We start from the raw sequence: 19918 nt of genomic DNA on the forward strand, positions 1-19918 counted from the left end.
CGCGCACGCGCCGCACGCGATCGCAGTGCGGCCACGGTCCTCCGCCAGTATACGCCGAGGGGTGGTAGGGTACCGTCCAGAGCAGCGAGGAGGGAGGGCCGATGGAGGACGGACGGGCGCGGGCGCGTGTGCTCGTGGACGGCGTCGTCCAAGGCGTCTTCTTCCGGGCGGAGACGCGACGCGCCGCCGCCGGCCTCGGCGTGGACGGCTGGGTGCGCAACCTGCCCGACGGCCGGGTCGAGGCGGTGTTCGAGGGCGATCCCGAGGCCGTTCGCCGCGCCGTTCGCTGGGCGCACGCAGGGCCCCCGCGCGCGGTGGTCGAGCGCGTGGAGGTCGCCTGGGAGAAGCCCGAGGGCCTCTTAGGGTTCGAGGTGCGCCATTAGGAACGCGCCGATCCGCGGCGGGAGGGGATAGAATGGCTCCTACGGAACGGCCGGCGGGAAGGACGGTGCGGGTGAGCAGGCTGGCGATGGAGACCGCGGGCTCGGGCAGGCTCCGCAGGCAGTACTCGCTCGGCGAGGAGGTCGCGCACTCCGTGACCCACGGTGTCGGCGCGCTCTTCGGCGTCGCGGCGCTCACGCTCCTCGTGGCCTTCGCCGCGCTGTTCGGCGACGGCCGCGCGCTCGCCGGAGGTATCGTCTTCGGGGTCGCCCTCGTGCTGGAGTACACCTTCTCCTGCCTGTACCACTCCTTCCCCTGGCCGAGGACCAAGCACGTCTTCAAGGTGCTCGACCACGCCGGCATCTACCTGCTCATCGCCGGGACCTACACGCCTTTCACGCTCGTGACGCTGTCCGGGACGCGGGGCTGGCTGCTCTTCGCCGTGGTCTGGGCGCTGGCCGCCGCCGGCATCGCGGCCGAGGCGTTCTGGGTCTATCGCCCGAAATGGCTCTCCGCCGCCGGCTACCTGGCGATGGGCTGGGTCGTGCTCGGCACGCTGGGCCCGCTCACCTCCGCGCTGCCTCGCCCGGGGTTGTGGCTGCTGGTCGCCGGAGGGCTCGCCTACACGCTGGGCACCGTCTTCTACGTGATGAAGCGCGTGCCCTACGCGCACATGGTCTGGCACCTGTTCGTGCTCGGGGGCAGCGCCTGCCACTTCGTCGCAGTGCTGCTGTACGTGACGCCGGCGAGGTAGCCCCGCACGGCCGCGCCGCGAGCGCTCGCGCTGGCCCGCGCGGCGCCCACCTCACCAGCGGAGCGCCAGGGCGCCCTCCGGTGTCGACTCCACCCCGGTGCCGAGCGCGCGGCCCTCCCGGTCCAGGCGCCCCCGCAGCCACTCGGCCTCCTCCCCGTTCGCGCGCTCCAGCCGGAAGCGGCGGGAACGGAACGGCACCGTCTCCAGGCGCGCGAGGCGCCCCGAAGGCGCATCGAGCGTGACGAAGTACGCCAGCACGAGGTCGGCCCTGTACTCCTCGTAGCCGGAGATCCCCTCGTAGTCGTTGACGAAGTCGCCGCACCCGTACAGGATCGGCCGCCCGCGGTGGACCTCGATCCCCTTGGGATGGTGCGACGAGTGGCCGTGCACGACGTCGGCGGCCGCGGCATCGACGAGCCGGCGCGCGAACGCGCGCTGCTCCTCCGGGATCGCGTACCCCCAGTTGCCGCCCCAGTGGACCGACACGACCACGACGTCGCCGGGCGCGCGATGCCGGCGGATCTCCTCGGCCGCCCTGTCCGCGACGCTCTCGGAGAGAGCCGGCAGGAGGCGGACCCCCGCTCGGCCGGGCGCCGCCGCCCAGTGTCCCGGGATGCCGCTGTCCGGCGAGGCCAGGCCGAAGACGAGCACGCGAGCCCCGTCCGGTGCGGCCAGCACGGCCGGCGCGGCGGCCTCCTCGAGGTCACGCCCCGCTCCGGCGGTGGCGATGCCGGCGCCCCGCAACGTCTCCAGCGTCTCCAGCAGTCCCCGGACGCCCCAGTCCAGCACGTGGTTGTTCGCCAGCACGCAGCAGTCGATCCCGGCGGCGATCAGGCAGGGCGCGTTGGCGGGGTGCATCCGGTAGTTGATGCCTTTCGGCTCGGCGTCCTCGCTGGTGGTGACGCTCGTCTCCAGGTTCACGGCGCGCCGGTCGGGCGTCCGTGCTTCCAGCTCCGCCAAGGCGTCGCCCCAGATGTACGGGAAGTCGACGGGACCGGGGATGGGTCCGTGGGCGCGCTCCGCCAGCTCCACGTACCCCAGCGCCGAGGACATGTACGGCTCGCGGATCGCAGGCTCCGAGGGGTGCGGGAGCACCTGGTCGATCCCGCGTCCGGTCATGACGTCGCCGCAGAGGAACAGCGTCACCGCGTCGCTCATCGGGACCGCCCTCCCCGGACTCCGGCTCGTCCGCCGCCCTTCACCCGAGGGGCCCGACGCCGCCCTACACCACGTCGCGCCTCCGGAATGCGTACATCCCCACTGCTGAGAACAGCACCGTCGCGACGCCGAACACCAGCAACGCGCTACGCGCGAGCTCGAGGTCGTCGATCACCTCGGCGGGCCGCCAGTAGTGGAACAGCGAGAAGTCCTTCAGCCACTCGGCCCTCTCCGTGAGGTTGCCCAGAAGGTCGGCGAGGTACATCGCGATCAGCACGCCGAGCGTGATCGCGGTCGTGCGCCCCTTGCCCGAGGACGCCGCCGAGACGGCGAACGCGAAGCTGCCGATGGCCAGCGTGACCAGCGTGCCCGCCACGAACAGCAAGCCCATCGCGTCCAGCGGCACGTCCACGCCGTGCAGCAGCCCCGGCAGGTAGATCGTGGCCACCGTGACGAGGTTGAGCACGATCGCGTAGACGACCATGCCGAGGTAGCTGGTGAGCACGACGCTCGTTCGCGAGACCGGCTGCGCCAGCGTGACCTCCATCGTCCCGTCCTCGACCGCCCCGCCGAGCGCCCCGGCGATGAACGTGATGACCGCCGCCCCGACGATGAAGACCCAGATGAGGCTCAGGTACTCGATGCCGAGGAACCCGCCCAGCGTCGTGAACTCCAGCCCCGCGCCGCCGAACGCCGCCAGGAGCTCCTCGGTGAAGACGCTCTCCACCGCTTCGATGTACTGGGGGTTCTGCTCGATCAGCGGGAAGAAGGCGACGATCATCCAGCCGTAGGCCGCCAGGCCGACGGAGTACCAGAACAGCGAGACGCGCCGCAGCTGCAGCGACGCTCTCAGGATCGTCCAGTCCATCACTGGCCCGCCTCTCCCTCGATGTGGCCGTAGTACTGCAGGAAGATCTCCTCGAGAGAGGCGTGCTCTATCTGGATGTCGCGGATGGGCTTCTGCAGGAGTCTGCGCAGGGCCGCGTCGATGTCGGTGGCAATCGTCGCCCGGACGACGTTGTCCCCGAGGCGCTCGAGGCTCGTCGTCCCGGGGACGTCCCGGAGCATGTCCTCGGTTACGGGATCGGCGTAGGTGACCACCGCGGTACGCAGCGCCTTGTCCAGCAGCGTCCCGACCGACTCCTCGGCCACGACCCTTCCCGCACGGATGATCGCGACGCGCTCGCACACGCGCTCGACCTCGGAGAGGATGTGGCTCGAGAGGAAGAGCGTCGCGCCGCGGGATGTGCGTTCCTCGATGATGTCGAAGACGACCTGCTGGTTGAGCGGATCCAGCCCGCTCGTGGGCTCGTCGAGGATGAGCAGCTCGGGGTCGTGCATGAGCGCGATCACCAGCGCGAGCTTCTGCTTGTTGCCCTTGGACAGCTCCTTGACCTTGCGGCTCGGGTCGTACTGCAGGCGCTGGCAGAGCTCCTTGGTCGAGGGGCCGGGCCGCCCGCGCAGCCCGGAGACGTAGTCGATCATCCACTGCCCGGTCCGCTTCTCGAACAGCGCGACGTCGCCTGCCACGTAGCCGATCCGCCGGCGCAGGTCGCTCCCGTCGATGCCGACCTGCCTGTCGAAGAGGTACGCGGTGCCGCGCGTGGGCCGCAGCATCGAGAGCAGGCATCGGATCGTGGTGGTCTTGCCGGCGCCGTTGGGCCCCAGGAAGCCGTAGACCTGCCCGGGGCGGACCTCGAAGGTGAGGTCCTCGATCCCCCGGTTCTTGCCGTAGTACTTCGTGAGACCCTCGCACCGGACGACGGTCGAGCCCACGCGCACCCCCTCCTCCGTCCCGGTGGTGTGTGCCTCGAGCGCCGAAAGCGTCCCACATCCGGCGGCTCGCGACACGGAAGGGGCCGGCGGGTGGCCCCGCCGGCCCGTCGTCGCCTATGGTGGAGACGAAGGGGCTCGAACCCTCGACCTCAGGCTTGCAAAGCCCGCGCTCTCCCAACTGAGCTACGTCCCCGTATGCGGCTAAGGATTGTACCACGCGGGCCGGTCAGGGAGGCCGCTCGTCCCGCCGCCCCTCCTCTCCCCCGGACGTCGAGAAGGGGCGGCCCGACGGGCTCACCCCCCGCGTACTCGCACGGCGACGGTTCCTCGGCACAGGCGAGAACCGGGACGGCCTTCGCACCGCTCGAGGTTCCCCTCTGAAGGGAGATGCTCCGGAGCTGTCGGCCGCATCCAAACCTGGCGGCCTCACCCCGGCGATACCCCAGGAGCTTATGCCCGATCCCCCGGCGGCCCGTCTCGTCTGTCTCCACACGTTCCCCTCGTGCGGATCTCGGACCGATTCAGGACATGCCGACTCTCACATGCGCCGGCCGGAGGTCTTCATCTGCCGTCCCGGTCGAGTCTCGTCTTGCTGGTCTGCGTCCACCTAGATAGACTCACCTCGCTACGGCTCGACGACAGGTCGCCGCTGCGGGCCGAGCGCCCGCGGGCGGCTCACTCCTGATTATACCCCCCCGAGGACCCCGGGGCACCTCCGGCCGACGGCCGGCTCCGGCTGTCGCCGCCCGCCCAGGACCCTACTCGAGCGCGTCGAGCCTTCCGCGCAGATCCCGCTCGGCCATCCCTCCGACCACCTGCGCGGAGATGCTCTCGTCCGCGTTCACGAAGACGAACGTCGGCACGTACTGCACGCCGAGCTCGCCCGCCAGCTCGCCCGCCTCTCCCCCCGGCCCGTCGATGTCGTAGACCCGGAACTCGACCTTGCCCTCGTACTCCTTGCGCAGCCTATCCACGATAGGCTTCATCTCGATGCACGTCGGTCAACCGTCGGAGGTGAACTCGACGAGCACCGGCAGGCCGTCCGTCTCGATCGCGCCCGCTCCCCGCTGCGCCGTGTCCGTGGTCAGCTCGCCGTCCCAGCCCGAGATACCGCGCTCGTGGTTGTACAGGCGCCTGAAGCCCATGCGCCGCAGCTGCTCCATGGCGGTCGAGGACCGGGCCCCCGTGGCGCAGTACAGCACGATGTCCTGATCGCGGTCCCAGTCGCGCGCGGCCTCCGCCACCCGCTCGGGCGGGACGAGCTCGGCCCCGGCGATGTGCCCCATCGCGAACTCGCCCGGGCTGCGCACGTCGACCAGCCGTGCGCCTCCGGTGACGAGCTCGCGCAGCCGGTCGTTGCCGATGTTCTCGGCCGCCCCGGGGGCCGGGCGGGTCAACGCGTAACCGAGCCCGACGAGCAGGATGCCGACGGCGGTCGTCCAGATGATCGCTCTCGATGGCTTCATTCGCTCTCCCTCGCGACTCGTCCGCGCCTCGTTCCTGTATACCCCGCGGGGTATCTTCAGGCAAGCGGTGCGCCGAGGAGCGCCGCGCAAGCGGCTTCGCGCGGCTCACCGCGGCCCCCACCAGTGATGGGAAGAAAGTAGTGTCACAATAGAGGACGTCACGCGTACAGCAAGCGACCGACCAAGACACGGGGTGCCGCGTCGGCCCGAAGACCGTCACGCGAGGGGGGCGCGCGCCGGCACGGAGAGGGCGAGACCGACCCGTGATCGCTCCGAGTGGACCGCGGAACGCCGAACGACCCGCCTCCCGGGTCGCGTTCGAGGTTCGCGCCGACGAGCCCTTCCGCGGCGAACTCCTCTCGGCCCTGCGCCTCGCCGAGCGCGCCTCGGCGCTCGCCGCGGGACAGCGGCATACGACCGCCGCCGCCCCGAAGACCACGCCGCTCATCGCGCTGCTGAACGCCGCCGACGAGCGGCTGCGTGAGGACAACGCCTACCTCCACGAGGCGGCGCGGGAGTACGGCACCGTCTCGCCCGCGGCGGAGTGGCTGCTCGACAACCACTACCTCGTGGACGATCAGATCGCCACGGCTCGCGCCGACCTGCCGCCGGGCTTCGGCAAGGAGCTGCCGAGACTGACCGCGGGAGCTCTCGCCGGCTTCCCCCGCATCTACGAGGCGATCGTCTACCTCGTCGCGCACACTGACAGTCGCATCGACGAGGAGTACCTGGTCCGCTACGTCATGGGCTTCCAGGACGCCTCGGCGCTCTCCATCGGCGAGGTGTGGGCGGTGCCGATCATGCTGCGCGTCGCCCTCGTCGAGAACGTCCGCCGGCTGTCGGGCCGCGTCGTCCGCGCCGCCGCGAACGAGCGCGCCGCCGACGTCTGGGCGAACCGCCTCATCGTCGCGACGCAGGACGACCCCGACGCCGTCCCGGGTCTCCTCGGCCGGCTGGACGCGGAGTGGCCCGAGGCCGACCCGGCGTTCATGGCTCGGCTCGCGCAGCGCCTCGGCGGACAGGAAGCGGGTGTGGCGCAGGTCGGCGAGTGGCTCGAGAAGCGCCTCGCCGCCGCGGGCATCCGCCTGGAGCGCGTGGTCTTCGTGCAGCAGCAGGCCCAGGCCGCCGACCAGGTGTCGATCGCCAACTCGATCACCTCGATGCGCTTCCTCGAGGCCTTCGACTGGAAGTCGTTCTTCGAGCGCACGAGCCTCGTCGAGCAGATCCTGCGGGAGGACCCCGCCGAGATCTACGACAAGATGGACTTCGCGAGCCGCGACCGGTACCGGCACGCGCTCGAGGAGATGGCGAAGCGCTGCCCCCTCACCGAGATCGGCGTAGCGGAGGCCGCGGTGAGCTGGGCGGGCCAGGCGCTGGCCGAGGAGGCGGCGGACACGGTCCGGGGCCACGTGGGCTACTACCTGATCAGCGGAGGCCGATACGGGTTCGAGCGCAGCGTGGGCTACCGGCGGAGCGTGCGGGAGCGGCTGTACCGGGGACCGCTGCGGCGCGGCGGTCTGGTCTACTCGGGCCTGGCGGTCTCCGTCACGGCCGCGCTGACGGCGCTGCTGGGCTGGTACTCACGGTTCGCAGGGGTGGGCGACTGGCAGTCCGGCCTGCTGATGCTGCTGGCCCTGATCCCCCTGTCCGACCTGTCGCTCAACGTCGTCAACCGGATGGCGACGTCCGTGTGGCCGCCACGCACGCTCCCCAAGATCGACTACCGGCGCCCGCTCTCGGACGCGCACCGGACGCTCGTGGTCGTGCCGGCGCTCCTGACCTCGGCCAAGGCGACTCAGTCGGTCATCGACAACCTGGAGGTCGTCTTCCTCGCCAACGCCGACCCGAACGTGCACCTGGCGCTGCTGGGCGACCTGAGGGGCGCCTCGGAGGAGGTCATGCCCGGCGACCAGGACGTCATCTCCGCGGCGGTGCAAGGCATCGACAAGCTCAACCAACGCTACGGGGACGAGGTGGGCTACGAGCCGTTCCACCTGTTCGTGCGCGGGCGCGTGTACTCCGAGACCGAGGGTGCCTGGCTGGGGTGGGAACGCAAGCGCGGATCGCTCGTGGAGCTGAACCGGCGCCTGCGCGGGGAGTCCGACACGACGTTCACGCACGAGCTCGGCGACGCCGCGTTCCTGCCCGGCGTGACCTTCGTCATCACGCTGGACGCCGACACCGTCCTGCCCCGGGACGGCGCGCGCCGCCTGGTGGGCACGATCGCGCACCCGCTCAACCGCGCCGTGGTCGACTTCGAGCGGCGGTGGGTGAGGCGCGGCTACGGCCTGGTCCAGCCGCGGGTGGGCATGTCGCTTCCCGCCGCCAACCGGACCTTCTTCGCGTGGCTGTACTCGGGGGTCACCGGCATCGACCCGTACTCGGGCGCGGTCTCGGACACGTACCAGGACGTCTTCGGCGAGGGCAGCTTCACCGGCAAGGGGGTCTACGAGGTCGACGTCTTCAACGCAGTGCTGGCGGGACGCATACCCGAGGCAACGCTTCTCAGTCACGACCTGCTGGAGGGCAACTTCCTGCGAACCGCGCTCGCAAGCGACGTCGAGGTGCTGGACGACTACCCCTCGACCTACCCCAGTCACGCCGCGCGGCTCCACCGCTGGGTGCGGGGTGACTGGCAGACGCTCCCCTGGCTCGGGCTGCGCGTGCCCGCCGCCGACGGCAGGTACGTGCCCAACCAGCTCTCGGCGCTGCACCGCTGGAAGCTGGTGGACAACCTCCGCAGGAGCCTGGTGGCGCCGACCCTGCTGCTGCTCATCGTCTCGGCGTGGCTCCTCCTGCCGGAGCCGGACCTCGTCTGGCCGGCGTTCATCCTGTCGGTCATCCTCTTCCCGGCGTGGTTCAACCTCGCGGACTCGACGGTGTTCCGCGCGCTGTCGGCGAACTTCGGAGTCCTGTTCGAGTCGGCGTGGGAGGACCTCAAGCGCGACGTCGCGCGCTCCACCATCGAGCTCGCCCTCCTGCCGCACCAGGCGTACCTGATGACCGACGCCGTCGTCCGATCGCTCTACCGCGTCTACGTGAGCCGGCGTTACCTGCTCGAATGGACGACCGCCGCCGACGTCGAGCGCGCGCTCGGTCGCGACCTTGCCGGCTACCTCCGCCGCATCGGGCCCGCCTCGGTGATCGCCGTCGGCCTCGCGCTGCCCGGGGCGCTGCGCTCGGCGCTCCACTTCGCGGTCACGCTGCCGTTGCTCGTACTGTGGCTGGCCGCGCCCGTGATCGCGTGGCGGATCTCGCAGCCGCTCGTGCGCGAGCGCCGGGAGTTGACCGAGTCCGACCGCTTCGCGCTGCGTCGCGTCGCGCGCAAGACGTGGCGGTTCTTCGAGGACTTCGTCACGCCCGAGGACCATTGGCTGACTCCGGACAACTTCCAGGAGGACCCCAAGGGCGAGGTCGCCCGCCGCACCTCTCCCACGAACATGGGCCTGCAGCTGCTCTCCACGCTGTCCGCCTACGACCTGGGCTACCTCCCGCTGGGGGAGCTGGTCGACCGCGTCTCCCGTACGCTGTCCACGCTCGCCGGGATGGAGCGCTTCCGGGGCCACTTCTACAACTGGTACGACACGACGACCCTGCAGCCGCTGCGCCCCGGCTACATCTCGACGGTGGACAGCGGGAACCTCGCCGGCAACCTCATCGTCCTGCGGGTGGGCCTGCTCGAGGCCTCGGAGAGCCCCCTGGTCGGCCCCGCCTCGCTGGCCGGCCTCGCGGACACGGTGCACCTGGCCATAGAGGACCTCCTCGCCGCGCACGACAGGATCGGCCCCATCGACGCTCAGGCCGCCCTGCGCGAGATGCTCGACGAGCTCCTTCGCCGCCTGACGCTGGAGGAGGCACCCCGTAACCTGGGCGGCTGGCGCTCGCTGTCGCGACGTCTCCTGGACGCCACCGCCGAACTGCGCCCGCTGGTCGCACGGCTCGCGCAGGAGGGGCCGCCCGAGGCCGACGGCGCCTCGAGGCTCGAGGCGGCGCGCGACTCGGTGCTCGCGGTGCACCGCGAGGTCGTCGCGCTGGCCGCGACGATCCAGGGCTACGCGCCCTGGGCAGAGCTGCTCGACCGCATCCCCACCCCCGTGCGGGGCACGGGGGACCCGGTGCTGCGCCCCCTCGTGGACTTCACGCCGAGCCTCGTCGGCCTCGCGGAGGGGCTGACCGACGTGCTGCGCGCGTTGGACATGATGGCCGCGCACCCGCTGGGCTCCACCGAGCCCGAGCGCGCGGAGGTCTCGTCGTGGGCCGCGGGCCTGGCGGGCGGCGTCCGGAAGAACCGCGGCGCGTGCGTCACCTTGCTGGCCCAGCTCCGGCTGCAGGCCGACATAGCGCGCGAGATGTGGGAGCACACCGACTTCCGCATGCTGTACGACAGCTCGCGCCAGCTCTTCTCCATCGGCTTCAACACGGCCGAGGGGCGGCTCGACAACTCGTACTACGACATGCTCGCCTCCGAGTGCCGCCTTGCGAGCTTCCTGGCGGTGGCGAAGGGCGACGTGCCACAGGAGCACTGGTTCCGGCTGGGCCGCGGCATCACCTCGACGCCCGGAGGCAGGGCCCTTCTCTCATGGAGCGCCTCGATGTTCGAGTACCTGATGCCGTTGCTGGTGATGAAGAGCTGGCCCGAGACGCTGCTGGACATGACGTACTACTCCGTCGTGAAGCGGCAGATCCAGTACGGGCGCCAGCGCGGGGTGCCCTGGGGCGTCTCGGAGTCGGCGTTCAACGCCAAGGACGTCGACCTCACCTATCAGTACCAGGCCTTCGGAGTACCCGGGCTCGGGCTCAAGCGAGGGCTCTCCGAAGACGTGGTCGTGGCGCCCTACGCGAGCGCGCTCGCACTGCCGATCGAGCCTCGGGCCGCGGTGGACAACCTCGCCGCGCTGGCCAAGCGCGGCGCCGAGGGGCGGTTCGGGTACTACGAGGCGATCGACTACACCCCGGGCCGCGTGCCTGCGGGAACCGAGCGCGCGGTGGTCAAGGCGTACTTCGCCCACCACCAGGGGATGAGCCTGGTGGCGATGGGCAACGAGCTAACCGGCTATGCGATGCGGGAACGGTTCCACCTGGACCCGGTGGTGCAGTCGGCCGAGCTGCTGCTCCAGGAGCGGGTCCCGCGCAGGATCCAGCTCGCGCAGCCCCACGTCGAAGAGGTCCGCTACGTCCGGTCCGTGCGCGAGCTCCCGCCCCCGCTGGCGCGCTCCTACCCTCTGGCGGGCACGCCGGTCCCCGCGACGCACTTCCTCTCCAACGGGCGCTACTCCGTGATGGTCACCAACGGCGGCGGCGGTTACAGCCGCTGCGACGGTGTCGCGATCACCCGCTACCGCGAGGACGTCACGCGCGACTGCTGGGGTCAGTTCATCTACATCCGGGACGACGACACGGGCGAGCTGTGGTCCGCCGCCTACCAGCCCGTGGGCGCCGAGCCGGACGACTACCACGTGACGTTCTCCATCGACAAGGCGGAGTACCGGCGCACCGACGGGCGGATCGACACGCACACCGAGGTGATCGTCTCACCGGAGGAGGACGTGGAGGTCCGCCGCATCACGATCACGAACCACGGCCGCGAGGTGAGGCACCTGCGCGCAGTGAGCTACTTCGAGCTGGCCCTCGCCCCGCAGGGCGCCGACCAGGCACACAAGGCCTTCTCCAACCTGTTCGTGGAGACCGAGGCCCTCGACGACCTTCGCGCGCTCCTGTTCACGCGCCGCCCGCGCTCCTCGGAGGAGGGGCGGATGTGGGGACTCCACGTGCTCGCGTGCGACCGCCCGGAGGAGTGTGAGTGGTCGTACGAGACCGACCGCGCGGTGTTCCTCGGCCGGCTGCGCGGGACGTGGGCGCCCGAGGCGATGGAGCGGCGCGAGCCGCTCTCGCGTACCGTGGGCGCGGTGCTCGACCCGGTGTGCGCCGTCGAGCAGCGGGTCGTGATCCCGCCGGGCGAGACAGCGCACCTCGCGTTCGCCACGGGCATGGCGGGGTCGCGCGAGCGCGCGGTGGAGCTGGCGGAGCGGTACCGGGACATCCGTACCGCTCAGCGCGCTGCCGACCTGGCCTGGACCGCGGGGCAGATAGAGCTGCGCGACCTTGGCATCTCCGCCGAGGAGGCGGTGGCCTTCCAGCGGCTCGCTTCCCGCCTGCTGCTCACGGACCCGTACTCCCGCCTGAAGGTCAAGACGCCCACCGAGAACCGGCTCCAGATGTCGGGGCTGTGGACGCTGGGTATCTCCGGCGACCTGCCCATCCTGCTCGTCCGGGTGGAACGTCTGGAGGAGACGCAGATAGTGCGGCAGGCGCTGCTGGCCCACCAGTACTGGCGTCACAAGGGGCTCGTCGCCGACCTCGTGATCCTGAACGCGCGGCCCTCCGGGTACGCCGACGAGCTCGACGACCGGCTGAGGCTGCTGGTGCGAACGGGTCATGCGCTCCAGCTCGTGGACAAGCCGGGCGGCGTGTTCCTGCGACGCGCCGACCAGATGGCCCCCGACGTTCTGAACCTGCTGCTCTCCGTCGCGCGCGCGACGCTGGCTGGCGACGGAGGGCCCCTCGAGCTCCAGCTCGAGCAGCGGGCCAAGCGCCCCGAGGCGCCCGACCGGCTGGTGCCCAAGGAGCGGCCCCGGTCGTACCCCTCGCTGCCCTTCGAGCGCCAGGCTCTCGCGTTCGACAACGGCTTCGGCGGCTTCGACCTCGAGCGCGGGGAGTACGTGGTCGTGCACGAGCCAGGTGATGCGACGCCGGCCCCGTGGGTCAACGTCGTCGCGCGCCCGGGCTTCGGCACCCTCGTCTCGGAGGCCGGCATCGGTTGCACGTGGGCCGAGAACAGCCACGAGAACCGCATCACCACGTGGAACAACGATGCCGTGTCGGACGGCACCGGCGAGAGCTTCTACGTGCGGGACGAGGAGACTGGCGAGTTCTGGTCGCCGACGCCGCTGCCCGTGCCCGACCCCTCGCCCTGCATCGTGCGGCACGGGCGCGGCTACACGCGTTTCGAGCGCCGCACCCACGGCATCGAGCACGAGCTCACCTGGTTCGTCGACGCCGAGGACCCCGTGCGCGTCGCGCGGCTGCGGCTGACCAACCTCTTCGGCGTTCATCGGAGGTTGTCGGTGACGCACCTCGTGGAGTGGGTGCTCGGCTCCTCTCGCTCCGCGGCGCAGCAACGCGTCGTCACCGGCTTCGACGAGGAGACGGCGATGCTCACGGCGCACAACTGGTTCAATGCCGACTTCCCCGGCCGGGTCGCTTTCCTGGCCTGCGACCGCGAGCTCCACTCCTTCACCGCGAGCCGGACCGAGTTCCTGGGGCGCAACCGCCATCCGGGCTCGCCCGCGGCGATGCGGCGCAAGGGCCTCGGCGGCGTCACCGGCCGGTTCCACGACAACTGCGGGGCGCTCATGACCGTCGTCGAACTCGAACCCGGCGCGAGCGCGGAGGTCTCGTTCTTCCTCGGGCAGGCCGACGACGAGGCGCGCTGCCGGGAGATCGTCCGGCGGATGAGGCGCCCGGCCGCCGTCGCGCGGTCGCTCGCCGCCGTCGGAGCCTTCTGGGACGAGCTGCTCGGCGCCGTCCGCGTACAGACGCCGGACGCGGCCCTGGACGCGCTGCTGAACGGGCCGCTCCTGTACCAGGTGCTCTCATGCCGGGTATGGGGGCGCACCGCGTTGTACCAGTCCTCGGGGGCCTTCGGCTTCCGCGACCAGCTCCAGGACGTGCTGTCGGTACTGTGGACGCGCCCGGAGCTCGCCCGGGCTCACGTCGTCGAGGCCTGCCGCCACCAGTTCGAGCGCGGCGACGTCATGCACTGGTGGCAGCCGTCCTCGGGCAGGGGCGTGCGGACCAGGTTCGTGGACGACCGCCACTGGCTCCCGCTGACGGTCGCCGAGTACGTGAAGGCAACAGGGGACACCGGCGTCCTGGACGAGGAGGCGCACTTCATCCTCGGCCAGGAGGTCCCCGAGGGGCGCGAGGACGTCTACACGGTCCCCGAGATCGGCGAGACGGGCAGCGTGTACGAGCACTGCGTGCGGGCGCTGGACACGGGCTTCGGCGTCGGCCCGCACGGCCTGCCGCTGATGGGCGGCGGCGACTGGAACGACGGGATGAACCGGGTAGGCGTGGGCGGAAGCGGCGAGAGCGTGTGGATGGCCTGGTTCCTCAACACGGTGATGAGCCGCTTCGCGCCGATCTGCGAGTCACGCGGCGACCACGAGCGCGCCGAACGGTATCGCGCGTTCGCGGAGGGGGTCGCGAAGGCCGCCGAGGAGCAGGCCTGGGACGGCGCGTGGTACCGCCGCGCGTACTTCGACGACGGCACGCCGTTGGGCACGCGGGGCGCCGAGGAGTGCCGCATCGACGCGATAGCCCAGGCGTGGGCGGTGATCTCCGGTGCCGCCGACGGGCAGCGCGCGATGCGGGCGATGGAGTCCGTCGAGCAGAAGCTCGTCCGATGGGACGACGGCCTGGTACAGCTGCTCGACCCGCCGTTCGACCGCATGCCTCACGACCCGGGCTACATCAAGGGCTACGTGCCCGGCGTGCGCGAGAACGGCGGCCAGTACACCCACGCGGCAGTGTGGACGGTGCTCGCGTACCTGCTGATGGGCGAGGGGGACGAGGCGCTCGCGCTGCTCGACCTGATCAACCCGGTGAACCACACCGGGACGCGGGAGGACTGCGAGCGCTACCGCGTCGAGCCCTACGCGCTCGCCGCCGACGTCTACGCGGTGGCGCCGCACGTCGGCAGGGGAGGGTGGACGTGGTACACGGGCTCGGCGAGCTGGTTCTACCGGGTGGCGGTCCACGACCTCCTCGGCCTCGACCTGCTCGCCGAGGACGGGACGCGGTACATGATCGTGGACCCGTGCATACCCAAGTCGTGGCCGGGCTTCGGGATGACGTACCGCTGGCGCGGCACTACCTACCGCATCGAGGTCGCCAACCCCCGCGGCGTCAACAGGGGCGTCGCGCGCGTCGAGGTGGACGGGGCCGTTGTCCCCGAGCACCGGGTGCCCTTGCGCGAGGGCGACGGCGAGCACCACGTCGTGGTGACGCTGCTCGGCGGGTAGTCCGCCCCGGCCGTCCTCCCGGCCGGCGGATGTGGGTAGTGTCCCGTGAAGAGCGCCGACGACGGGAGGCCGCGAATGCGCACGTTCACCGAGGAGCGCATCCCCATACTGTCGTGGCTCGACGACCTCTCGGGCACCACGCTCGCGCAGACGCGCCACCTGGCGGCCCTGCCGTTCGCCTACCACCACGTCGCGATCATGCCTGACGCTCACGAGGGCTACGGCATGCCCATCGGCGGCGTGTTCGCGGCGCTGGGGCACGTCGTCCCCAACGCGGTGGGGCTCGACATCGGCTGCGGGGTGCGGGCGTGGCGTACCGGGGTGGGAGCCGAGGAGTTCGCTCCCTACCGCCACCAGGTCCTCAACGACATCCAGCGCAACGTGCCCGTCGGCTTCGAGTGGCGCAAGCGCCCCTCCCGCGCCGCCGCGGACCTCTTCTCCTCCGCACCGGAGGCACCCGCGCTCCACGCCCAGCTCGACCGGGCGCGCCGGCAGCTCGGCACGATGGGGGGCGGCAACCACTTCCTGGAGGTGCAGCGCGACGACGAGGGCAACGTGTGGGCGATGGTGCACTCCGGCAGCCGAAACGTGGGCAAGCAGATGGCCGAGCACTACAACCGCGTCGCCAAGGAGCTGCAACGCGGAGTCACCGACCCGATCCCCGAGGGTTGGGACCTCGCCCCGCTGCCGGCGGAGTCGCCCGAGGGGCGCGAGTACCTGGCGGTCATGCGCTGGTGCCTGCGCTTCGCCGAGGAGAACCGCGCGGCGATGCAGCGCTGCGTGCACGAGGCCTTCGAGCGCCGCGTACCGGGCTATGCGCCGGAGGATCATGTCGACGTGCACCACAACTACGCCTCGCTCGAGACGCACTTCGGCCGTGAGGTGTACCTGCACCGCAAGGGCGCCGTGCGCGCCGTGGGCACAGTGATCGTCCCCGGCTCGATGGGCACCTCGTCCTACGTCGGCCGCGGTCTCGCGAACCCGGATGCGTTCGAGAGCTGTGCGCACGGTGCGGGACGGGCGATGAGCCGTGGCGAGGCCAAGCGGCGCATGCCGGTGGAGTCGGTGGTGCGCGAGATGCGCGAGCTCGACGTGGAGCTCTTCAAGGTGCGCAAGCGCGACGTCGCGGAGGAGGCCCCGCGCGCCTACAAGGACATCGATGACGTGATGGCCGCGCAGTCCGATCTCGTCGAGCCGGGCACCCGGCTCACGCCGCTGGGCGTGGTCAAGGGCTGAGGGGACCAGGCGGGATCACCGCAGGCGATGGCGGGGCGATTCGCGTTCTCGCAGCTTGGCACCTATAATGCTCCACGTGTAGAGAAGTTCAGAGGTTGAGGACCTTACGCTGCCCGCTCCTGTCCGGAGCCCGAGCCGCACGCGGGTCCTCGGGAGATCGCGGCGCGGGGGCGCGCCGCCGGACAAGGAGAATCATGTTCGAAGGACTCGGCCTTTCGCCGCGGCTTCTTTCCGCCGTGGCGGCGATGGGCTACACGCGACCCACCCCCATCCAGGAGATAGCCATACCCGAGGTCCTGGCCGGCCGCGACGTCCTGGGCTGCGCCCAGACGGGCACCGGCAAGACCGCGGCGTTCGTGCTGCCCCTCCTGCAGCTGCTCGACGGAGGGAACGGCAACGGCGGCCGCGGCCGGGAGGCGAAGCGGCGCGTGCGTGCGCTCGTCGTCACGCCCACTCGCGAGCTGGCGGCCCAGATCGACGACGTCGCGCGAGGTGTCGCCGAGCACACCGGCCATCGCATCGCGGTCATCTACGGCGGCGTCGGCTACGACAAGCAGCTCAAAGCGCTCCGCGACGGCGTCGACGTGCTCGTGGCCACACCCGGGAGGCTGCTCGACCTGAAGGATCGGGGCGAGGCGGACCTGTCCTCGGTACGGATCCTCGTGCTGGACGAGGCCGACCGGATGCTGGACATGGGCTTCTGGCCCGACGTGCGGCGCATCGTCTCGTCGCTTCCCGTGAAGCGCCAGAACCTGCTGTTCAGCGCGACGATGTCGCCCGAGGTGCTGCGGGTGATCGCCAAGACGCTGAACGAGCCGGTCCGCGTGGACGTCGCGCCGGCCTACACGCCCGTCGAGCAGGTCGACCAGAAGGTCTACCCGGTGGCGACCATGCAGAAGACTGCCCTGCTCATCAAGCTGCTCGAGGCCGAGCACCTGGAGCGCGTGCTGGTCTTCACGCGCACCAAGGAGCGCGCGGACCGCCTGCACACCGCACTGAAGCGCAGCGGGGTCGCGAACGAGGTCATCCACGGCGACCGCCGCCAGAAGCACCGCGACCAGGCCGTCGAAGGCTTCCGGGACGGCAGGATCCGCGTGCTCGTGGCCACCGACGTGATGGCGCGCGGCATCGACATCGACGGCATCAGCCACGTGGTCAACTACGACATGCCCGACTCGGTGGAGGACTACGTGCATCGCATCGGGCGCACTGCCCGCGCCGGCGCCGAGGGCAACGCGATCTCGCTGCTCGGCCCAGAGGAGACGGCGCTGCTCCGCGAGATCGAGGCGCGGATGAGGCGCACCGTCGAATGCGTCGACGTCCCGGGCTTCGCCTACCACGAGGACCGTATCGTGCCCCGCGCCGACCGCAACGCCGCCAAGTCCCGCAACCTCGCCTTCGGCGGCCGCGTGATGGGCCGTCCCCGCAGCCGGAGGATCGGCAGGCGCTAGGCGGGGACGGCGCGCGCCGGGTCGCGGCGTTCCTGGGAATACCCCTTCAGCGGCGCCGTACGGCGAGGAGGGGGTGGTGCGCGTGGCGCCGTGGGAGGCGTGAGCCAGGAGGGGGTGGTGCGCGGATGATCGACTCCGAGAAGTGGCCGTTCGAGGCGATCGACTACGACGTGATCTTCTGCTCGCATTGCGAGAACACGTTCTTCCCCGCCGAAGCCGAGCCCGTCGGCGAGCGGTCGGCCGCCTGCCCGCACTGCGGCTCGGGACCGCTGGACTGGCGGGACTGGAACGAGGTACGCGCCCGTCGCGCGAACTAGCGGCGGCCGTGCGAAGGCCCCGGCGCGAGCCGCGCCGGGGCCCCTGGATGTCCTCGGATGGTGGGCCCGACTGGATTCGAACCAGTGACCTCACGGTTATCAGCCGTGCGCTCTAACCGACTGAGCTACGGGCCCGCTGGGGAAAGCTCGGATACCATATCGTGCGACCTGGGGCGAGTCAAGCAAGCCGCAGGCGCCGCCGGCGCTACTTCCCGAGGGTCTGGACGAAGACCTGCCGGCGGCGCGGCCCGTCGAATTCGCACAGGTAGACGCCCTGCCACGTGCCGAGCGCGAGTCCCCCGCCGGACACCGGCACGGTGACCGACGAGCCGACGAGGGAGGCCTTCACGTGGCCGTCCGCGTTGCCCTCGACATGGTGCCAGCCCCCCTCGCGCGGGACGAGCCGGCGAAGGCCGTCGAGCAGGTCGCGGGTCACGCTCGGGTCCGCGTTCTCGTTGACGGTGACGCCGGCGGTGGTGTGCGGCACGTACACGAGCGCCCACCCTTCGGCTACCCCGTCCGCGCGAACCTCCTGCGCCACCCGCTCGGTGACGTCCACCATCTGTTCGCGCTCCGAAGTCCGCACGTCGAAACGGCGCATCGGCCCCTCCCCTCGCCTGAAGGCGGCGTGTGCATCACGTATATTAGTGGAACAATGAGATGCGTCGCCGAGCGCACGGGGGTGCTTGCTCATGATCCGGGCGCGGATCGCGAGCCTGAGCGTCGACTCCATATCCAACCAGCCCGTCGTTATCCTCAAGCCGCTCGAGGAGGAGGGCGGCGTGGCCGACGACCGCCTCGTGCCCATCTGGATCGGTCAGGCCGAAGCGACCGCGATCCTGCTCGCGCTGCAGGGCGCGGAGCCTCCTCGGCCGATGACGCACGACCTGCTGCGCAACGTGATCGAGGACCTCGGCTTCGTGGTGCTGCGCGTGGAGATCACGCGGCTTGAGGAGGGCACCTTCTACGCCGCGCTCGTGCTGCGCGGGGAAGAGCGCGAGGTCGTCATGGACGCGCGGCCCTCGGACTGCATCGCGCTTGCCGTGCGCGTGAACTGCCCGCTGTTCATCGCAGAGCAGGTGCTCGAGGAGGCCGGCGTCATCCCCGAGTTCGCCGAGGAGGAGACATCCGAGGAGGAGGAGCTCGAGCGGTTCCGCGACTTCCTCGAGAACGTGGACCCGAGCGACTTCATGTCGTCGTAGCGCGCGCCCGCCCGCGAGCGTGCCCGCAAGGTCCTCGGCGTGCTCCTACTCGTACCGTAGCGCGGCGATCGGATCGAGCCTGCTCGCCCGGTAGGCCGGGTACACTCCGAAGAAGACCCCTACGCCGGCGGAGAACACGAACGCGAGCGTGATCGCCCACCAGGTGGTCAGCGTCGGCACCCACCTCGCGAGTACCGACGCGCCCGCCGCGCCGACCGCGATCCCGATGATGCCGCCGAGCACGGACAGTACCACCGCCTCGATCACGAACTGGCTCAGGATGTCGTAGGTGCGCGCGCCGACGGCCTTGCGGATGCCGATCTCCCGCGTGCGCTCCGAGACGCTGACCAGCATGATGTTCATGATCCCGATGCCCCCCACGAGCAGCGAGATGCCCGCGATCCCGGCCAGCATGAACGTGAGCGTGCCGAGGAGCTGCTGGAATATGCCGAGGGTCTGCTCCTGGCTGAAGACCGAGAACTCCTCACCGAACCGCGGCTCCAGCGCACGGCGGATCCGGTCCCTGACCCTGTCGACGTCCTGGGCGTCGCCGGCCTTGACGATGATGGCCGAGATGTCGTTCGTGCCGAGCAGGCGCTGGGCGGTGGTCACCGGCATGTATATGACGTTGTCCTGGTCGCCGCCGAACGAGCCGCCCTGGGGCTCGTAGAAGCCCAGCACCGTGAACCGCTGGCCGTTGACGCTGATCGTCTTGCCGACGGGCTCGGCGTTGGGGAAGAGCCGGCGGCGCACCGTGGAGCCCAGCAGCACCACCCTCGCCGAGGCGAGCACCTCGCTGCGCAGGTAGACCCGGCCCTCCTCCAGGTCGGCGTTGCTGAACACCTCGCGGCTCTGCTCCGTGCCCGCGGCGATCGCGGTGCGCATCGAGCGGTTCCCGCTCTTGACGGTGGCCGGTCCCTGGATGATCGGCACCACCGCGTCGACGCCGGTGAGACGCCTGCGAAGGTAGTCGGCGTCGTCGAGGCTGAACTGCTTGAGGATCGCAAGGTCGCCCCCGCCGCCGCCGCCGAAGCCCTCCTCGTAGTTGCCGGGGAAGACGAAGAGCAGGTTGGAGCCGAGCCCCTCGATCTGGC

14 protein-coding genes and 2 tRNA genes are annotated in these 19918 nt (G+C 70.9%); 7 read left to right on the forward strand and 9 right to left on the reverse strand.

Translation table 11 applies throughout. The features are described from left to right. The first annotated feature begins 101 nt into the window (after positions 1–101). Positions 102–383, forward strand: coding sequence for an acylphosphatase (locus IBX62_02345; protein MBE0475922.1), 282 nt, complete (start codon positions 102–104; stop codon positions 381–383). 86 nt (positions 384–469) lie between these two features. Beyond that, on the forward strand, positions 470–1135 hold the full coding sequence (locus tag IBX62_02350) for a hemolysin III family protein (protein MBE0475923.1): 666 nt from the start codon (positions 470–472) through the stop codon (positions 1133–1135). Between the two features lie 51 nt (positions 1136–1186). On the opposite strand, the gene IBX62_02355 is transcribed toward IBX62_02350, so the two are convergent. The 6 genes from IBX62_02355 to IBX62_02380 form a co-directional block, all read right to left on the reverse strand. After that, positions 1187–2293, reverse strand: coding sequence for a CapA family protein (locus IBX62_02355; GenBank protein MBE0475924.1), 1107 nt, complete (start codon positions 2291–2293; stop codon positions 1187–1189). A gap of 64 nt (positions 2294–2357) precedes the next feature. Continuing rightward, complete coding sequence (locus IBX62_02360; protein ID MBE0475925.1) at positions 2358–3161, reverse strand: ABC transporter permease subunit; 804 nt, start codon at positions 3159–3161, stop codon at positions 2358–2360. Next, the gene (locus tag IBX62_02365) at positions 3161–4069 is read right to left on the reverse strand and encodes an ABC transporter ATP-binding protein (GenBank protein ID MBE0475926.1); all 909 of its coding nucleotides are present in this window, start codon (positions 4067–4069) and stop codon (positions 3161–3163) included. Before IBX62_02365 ends, IBX62_02360 begins: the two co-directional genes overlap by 1 nt. Positions 4070–4186: 117 nt before the next feature. Then, positions 4187–4262: transfer RNA gene (locus IBX62_02370), tRNA-Ala, on the reverse strand. A 565-nt stretch (positions 4263–4827) separates the two neighbouring features. Beyond that, the gene (locus IBX62_02375; protein MBE0475927.1) at positions 4828–5043 is read right to left on the reverse strand and encodes a thioredoxin family protein; all 216 of its coding nucleotides are present in this window, start codon (positions 5041–5043) and stop codon (positions 4828–4830) included. 27 nt (positions 5044–5070) lie between these two features. Next, a complete protein-coding gene (locus tag IBX62_02380; GenBank protein MBE0475928.1) occupies positions 5071–5535 on the reverse strand; it encodes a rhodanese-like domain-containing protein in 465 nt (154 codons plus the stop codon). Positions 5536–5798: 263 nt separating this feature from the next. Here IBX62_02380 and IBX62_02385 point away from each other — a divergent pair, with 263 nt between their 5' ends. The 4 genes from IBX62_02385 (at position 5799) to IBX62_02400 (ending at position 17622) form a co-directional block, all read left to right on the forward strand. Then, the gene (locus tag IBX62_02385) at positions 5799–14618 is read left to right on the forward strand and encodes a hypothetical protein (protein MBE0475929.1); all 8820 of its coding nucleotides are present in this window, start codon (positions 5799–5801) and stop codon (positions 14616–14618) included. A 75-nt stretch (positions 14619–14693) separates the two neighbouring features. Beyond that, positions 14694–15854 (forward strand): RtcB family protein, encoded by a 1161-nt coding sequence (locus IBX62_02390; protein ID MBE0475930.1) that lies wholly within the window; start codon positions 14694–14696, stop codon positions 15852–15854. 194 nt (positions 15855–16048) lie between these two features. Beyond that, complete coding sequence (locus tag IBX62_02395) at positions 16049–17305, forward strand: DEAD/DEAH box helicase (protein ID MBE0475931.1); 1257 nt, start codon at positions 16049–16051, stop codon at positions 17303–17305. A 125-nt stretch (positions 17306–17430) separates the two neighbouring features. Then, a complete protein-coding gene (locus IBX62_02400; protein ID MBE0475932.1) occupies positions 17431–17622 on the forward strand; it encodes a hypothetical protein in 192 nt (63 codons plus the stop codon). 58 nt (positions 17623–17680) lie between these two features. Here the strand turns inward: IBX62_02400 and IBX62_02405 are convergent. Further along, positions 17681–17757, reverse strand: a tRNA-Ile gene (locus IBX62_02405). A gap of 70 nt (positions 17758–17827) precedes the next feature. Beyond that, entirely contained in the window at positions 17828–18223 is a 396-nt protein-coding gene (locus IBX62_02410) for a YjbQ family protein (protein MBE0475933.1), read from the reverse strand. Positions 18224–18314: 91 nt separating this feature from the next. Here IBX62_02410 and IBX62_02415 point away from each other — a divergent pair, with 91 nt between their 5' ends. Beyond that, positions 18315–18824 carry a bifunctional nuclease family protein gene (locus IBX62_02415; protein MBE0475934.1) on the forward strand — a complete coding sequence of 170 codons (510 nt, stop codon included), beginning with the start codon at positions 18315–18317 and terminating at the stop codon, positions 18822–18824. A gap of 45 nt (positions 18825–18869) precedes the next feature. On the opposite strand, the gene IBX62_02420 is transcribed toward IBX62_02415, so the two are convergent. Next, positions 18870–19918 (reverse strand): ABC transporter permease (locus tag IBX62_02420; GenBank protein MBE0475935.1); only part of this gene is annotated, 1049 nt, incomplete at its 5' end.

The sequence above is a fragment of the Coriobacteriia bacterium genome, from assembly GCA_014859305.1.
Classification (GTDB): domain Bacteria; phylum Actinomycetota; class Coriobacteriia; order Anaerosomatales; family Kmv31; genus Kmv31.

Bases quoted from the DNA above. Each gene is read 5' to 3' on its own strand.
- IBX62_02345 (MBE0475922.1), top strand. From the start codon at position 102: ATGGAGGACGGACGGGCGCGGGCGCGTGTGCTCGTGGACGGCGTCGTC.
- IBX62_02350 (MBE0475923.1), top strand. From the start codon at position 470: ATGGAGACCGCGGGCTCGGGCAGGCTCCGCAGGCAGTACTCGCTCGGC.
- IBX62_02355 (MBE0475924.1), bottom strand. From the start codon at position 2,293: ATGAGCGACGCGGTGACGCTGTTCCTCTGCGGCGACGTCATGACCGGA.
- IBX62_02360 (MBE0475925.1), bottom strand. From the start codon at position 3,161: ATGGACTGGACGATCCTGAGAGCGTCGCTGCAGCTGCGGCGCGTCTCG.
- IBX62_02380 (MBE0475928.1), bottom strand. From the start codon at position 5,535: ATGAAGCCATCGAGAGCGATCATCTGGACGACCGCCGTCGGCATCCTG.
- IBX62_02390 (MBE0475930.1), top strand. From the start codon at position 14,694: ATGCGCACGTTCACCGAGGAGCGCATCCCCATACTGTCGTGGCTCGAC.
- IBX62_02395 (MBE0475931.1), top strand. From the start codon at position 16,049: ATGTTCGAAGGACTCGGCCTTTCGCCGCGGCTTCTTTCCGCCGTGGCG.
- IBX62_02400 (MBE0475932.1), top strand. From the start codon at position 17,431: ATGATCGACTCCGAGAAGTGGCCGTTCGAGGCGATCGACTACGACGTG.
- IBX62_02410 (MBE0475933.1), bottom strand. From the start codon at position 18,223: ATGCGCCGTTTCGACGTGCGGACTTCGGAGCGCGAACAGATGGTGGAC.
- IBX62_02415 (MBE0475934.1), top strand. From the start codon at position 18,315: ATGATCCGGGCGCGGATCGCGAGCCTGAGCGTCGACTCCATATCCAAC.